Origin of the sequence: Cupriavidus numazuensis, assembly GCF_905397435.1 — a bacterium.
Classification (GTDB): domain Bacteria; phylum Pseudomonadota; class Gammaproteobacteria; order Burkholderiales; family Burkholderiaceae; genus Cupriavidus; species Cupriavidus numazuensis.
This window is the reverse complement of the sequence record NZ_CAJPVI010000131.1, coordinates 1-4,072: the sequence shown is the minus strand read 5'-3', so window position 1 is coordinate 4,072 and position 4,072 is coordinate 1. Positions and strand designations below refer to the sequence as shown.

Annotated in this window: 3 protein-coding genes; all 3 read left to right on the top strand. The window is 46.9% G+C overall.

Annotated features, from left to right (window positions below; genetic code table 11):
* Window positions 1–423 precede the first annotated feature (423 nt).
* The 3 genes from KHO41_RS40715 to KHO41_RS40705 all read left to right on the top strand — a co-directional run bounded on the left by KHO41_RS40715 (window position 424) and on the right by KHO41_RS40705 (window position 3,555).
* Window positions 424–1,350: a hypothetical protein gene (locus KHO41_RS40715; protein ID WP_211958848.1), complete on the top strand. Its 927-nt coding sequence runs from the start codon at window positions 424–426 to the stop codon at window positions 1,348–1,350.
* Window positions 1,351–1,766: 416 nt separating this feature from the next.
* On the top strand, window positions 1,767–2,339 hold the full coding sequence (locus KHO41_RS40710; protein WP_211958847.1) for a hypothetical protein: 573 nt from the start codon (window positions 1,767–1,769) through the stop codon (window positions 2,337–2,339).
* A gap of 178 nt (window positions 2,340–2,517) precedes the next feature.
* Entirely contained in the window at window positions 2,518–3,555 is a 1,038-nt protein-coding gene (locus KHO41_RS40705; RefSeq protein WP_211958846.1) for a DUF4365 domain-containing protein, read from the top strand.
* Window positions 3,556–4,072 lie beyond the last annotated feature (517 nt).

Here is a 4,072-nt window from a genome sequence, read left to right as displayed (position 1 = left end):
TGACTCGATTTCCACGTTGCGATTACTCATCGCCCGCGCGATCACCAGCAAGCTTCCGCGCTGTCCGTGTTGCTGGGATGTCAGGCTATATTTGTGACACAGTAAGACTAGATGACGTAATGTGCTCCGCGTCAATTAGATATGAGCAAACGCCACAACCTTTTATCTCAACCATGCGAGCGCATCATGCAGCAATCAGATTAGGGGCGTTAATCGCACGTGAAATGCCGGTTCCGCCGACAATGGAGGATGAGCTTTCTATAAAAATCAAGACGATAAGTCGTGATCCAGTTCTGACGATAGCGCGCGCGGTGCAGTCAATTGACCCTTCCATTGTGAATAGCCCTTACGTGCAATTACTGCGGCCCGATGCTTAGCGTGCGAGCATTCGCGCCATACTCTAATTAATAAGCGAAAAGCAACGTGATTCAACACAACAAACTCGAAAAATCGGGAATTAAGATCGCCGACATCACTCACGACGTGCATTCCATTGCAAGCAACGCGTCTAAGGTGCTGATAATTTGTGGATACTCCTTTACAAAACTCACCCACATACGATCGGTTCTCAAGCAGGTTGTAAATTCTGGCGCGCTCGCAAAGCATTGTATTCTTCCGCTCGATTTGCATGGATCGAAAGATGCAAACAGACAGACCGCGATCGACCTTATCAAAAACGGTGTGTCTGTCTCTGTCGAAAGTATGAATCACTCGAAATGGTTAATGTCAGAGTCTTCCTTGTATTTCGGTTCCGCTAACTTCACTATGATGAGCCTCGAGCGGCGAATTGAAGTGGTTACATTCCGAAATTTCTTGCCGATTGACCCTTTGCGATCTGAGTTTTTGGACTTCACGCTAGCAAGCTTTAAAAAAGTAAAGAAATCGTCTTATCGATCCAAATTGCATGGGGTGATTTCCAGAAACGATAAACTTATTTCGTCGAATTCTGGTTTAATTAAATCCCTTAACACGAGTATTGAGAAAGTTTCGAGTACAGTGAAGGCTATTGGGCAAGTGCGTTCGTCGTTGTTTCTGGTGATGGAAAATTCGTATTGGCTTCTTAACGATAAGCACCGCATGATCCTTTGGAAATTTCTTCATCAAACACTTAATGCTCTCGGCAGAATCGAGGCAAACGGCTACAGAATTCTTGAGGCGGAAAAAATCAATGATCGTGACGTTAAAACTTACAATCAATATTGCGAAATTTTCAATAGAAATTATAAATTACTGAAATCACTAGCAGATGACTTTCTAGAATCCAGCAAAACTGAAGATGAGGTCACAATTCAAAACAGGAGATTGGCCCTTACTTATGAAAAGACTTTGATGCAGTTACAAACTTCGTGATCTGAATCTCGCGACGATTGATCTGCCTAGTTAATCAGTTCCGCACAGTAAACGGTGTCACCGGCAATCGTCCAAGCCGATGCCATTTTAGGGCGAAGCTTAACCCAGGCATTGGCATCACATATGGGAGGATAGAATTATCCATTACAGCTCATTTGGAATTCGTGGCATTCCGTTTCGGCAGCCCTATTTCTCATTGACTAGCGTCAAACAGTTGTCGCAAAGAAAGGCCGCGCAGGCTGGTAAATTCAAACGTGGAATGCCTGCTTTTCAAAATGGGGACTTCCGCTTTGGATCGTTCTGAGCCGATTATCGTCGGACTCAGTGCGGCAAAAAGCAGCCATTTGAGCGGAGTTCCCGGTGCTGTGAACGTTCCATGCAATATTTTAGTTAACTTGATCTAAGAGAAAAAGACCTTGAAAAAGAAAATTATATCTTATGAGAGATTCGACTTATTTTCTAGAGACGACTATAAGCTAGAGCATGTTGAGCAGGAGGCAGGAAGAAATTTCGAGTCGCTTGATAAATGGTTGTATTTGGGTGCCGATATATTAGATAAGAATTTCGCCAAAATTGGCATGACGATGGGAGATCTAGCGTCGAGATCGTATAGCTCAACCCGTCCCAGTTATTATTTATTCTGCGCCTTCAAGTTCAAGCACAACATATCCATGCAGGATGTTAAGCGGGTTGAAAACGATGTGTTGTTGAGGATTGATTGCTTGCATCGTAATGTGGATGCCTCATCTAAGAGAATGATTCATTACGAGTCGGGGCAGCTTTCCGAGTGTTTTTACCCTGTGGATTTTTTTGATTTTTACAAAGATGTTCATTTCGAAATTTATGATCGTCATCGAGATAGCTTCGTTATTTGTGGTTATGAAAATGAATTCGGTATGGATGACGGAGAATTTGTGGACTGTATTTTTAATTCACACCAAAAGAATCTCCATAACGAATATATAAAAATTATTCTTCAATACAATTAACTTGAATCCAGGAAATGGAAATGCCAAAAGCAGAGCAGCAATAAAAAGCGTTAGAAGACCCCTTATACGGAAGCAGCTAAAAGCTTTCAATGTGTTTGTATCTTTCTGGTCGTGTCCGCACTATCGAGCGTAGACGGACAGGCTAGAACCGTCTACTAATAAGTTAGCCCCAACTTCTGTGAAGCTACCCATTCGTATTAGGCAACATAAAGCGGAATCCGACTCCTACGCCATTCTAGTCTACAAGCTCCGGCACATTGGAATTTTCCGAAACGTGACGGAAAGCGACTACGGGATAGACTTTGAAATTGAGATCGTGCACGGAGATCAAGTCACGGGCAGGTATTTTAAGGCTCAGGTAAAGTCGTCCGAGAATCTCAAGATTCGACAGAAGGACCGGATTCCCGTTGTTGGCGGCATCAAGGAAGGTACCCTGTACTACTGGACCGAGCTTAGCTACAAGACGCACGTGATCTTGTACGCAGTTGACTTGAAGACCGAGGAGATCTATGTGTCACGCCCGATCTTCTGGCAGGCAGCTTCCCTAATCAACGGCGACGACAAGACCAAAACTATAGAGTTCTTGCCTGAGATTGCGAAGACGGAGGAGCAGAAGGTTCGGGAGATGATGCCAACCGTCTTCACTCTCACGTTTGCGCTTTCTCCGTCACTCCCTGACCTGATCTACTCCCATAAAACCGCACTCCGCTACTTGAAGCTGTTCCTGGGTTTGTACGTCGATGTTTTCCACTACGATGCCCATGTTGAGATCCATGAGCCGGACGTCCTGAAGACGCTGCTGGATACGTGTAGAGTTTTGCTTTGGGATAACGAATTTGAATCCGCGGGTCTGTCTGAGACGGACCGCAAGCATCTGTACTCGTTCGATTACTGGGTCAGAAATTCAGGTGAGTGGGCGACCGACGAGGTGACTAATTTCAGTGCGCAAACACCGCTTCGTGTGCTTATCCCACCCCTTATTGAAGAGCTCAAGGTTTTGCGACGCATGGTATTCGAAAGCAAATACTACTGGCGCGTGAAAGACAGGCCCTATCTGCGTCTGGTCTACGAGACCGTTCTCCCGAGCGATGCGTCTGACGAGACTCTCAGAAAGTGGGGCTATGATTTCGACAGGCATCAGCAACAAGTGATCGATTTTAGCCTTTTTGAGGCAGTCAAGTTCTCTGAGTTGAAAGAAGCAGGAATAGAAGTTTGAAGGGTATGAAGGTCGCCGAGAACCTCAGCGGTGAATGACCGCTTTCCAATAACCTGACTGTCGCTTTGGGGTCGCGAAGAGCCCGACTGCAAGACGGATGCTCGGCACGCGCAGGCAGCCGCCCATTCTCGCCCCGCAGCCCCAATCGCGCGCGCCGCAGTATTGCTTCCAGCAACCGGCGCCGTGATACCAGCAGATATCACAATATCCGCCGGGAGCGTGGGCAATTTGCGCGCCCGTCGGAATCGCTACTGCGTATGGCTTCGATGTTCCGCCCTGTCGCCGGTGGTCTCCCACCCGTGGAAGCACGTCGCGCTTCAATACGGCTAATCCGCATGCCCCCTGCTCTTCTCGCGGATTCAGACACCCAATTGTTGCGCGAATACGCCGAATCGATTGTCTGGATCAAGACGCCGATGGCGATATATGGCCTACATTCGGCCGACGCTGGTAAGCGTCCGGCCAGTTCTGTCTAAACATTGAAGATCGAACGCCGGATGCGGCCGTCAGAGCGATC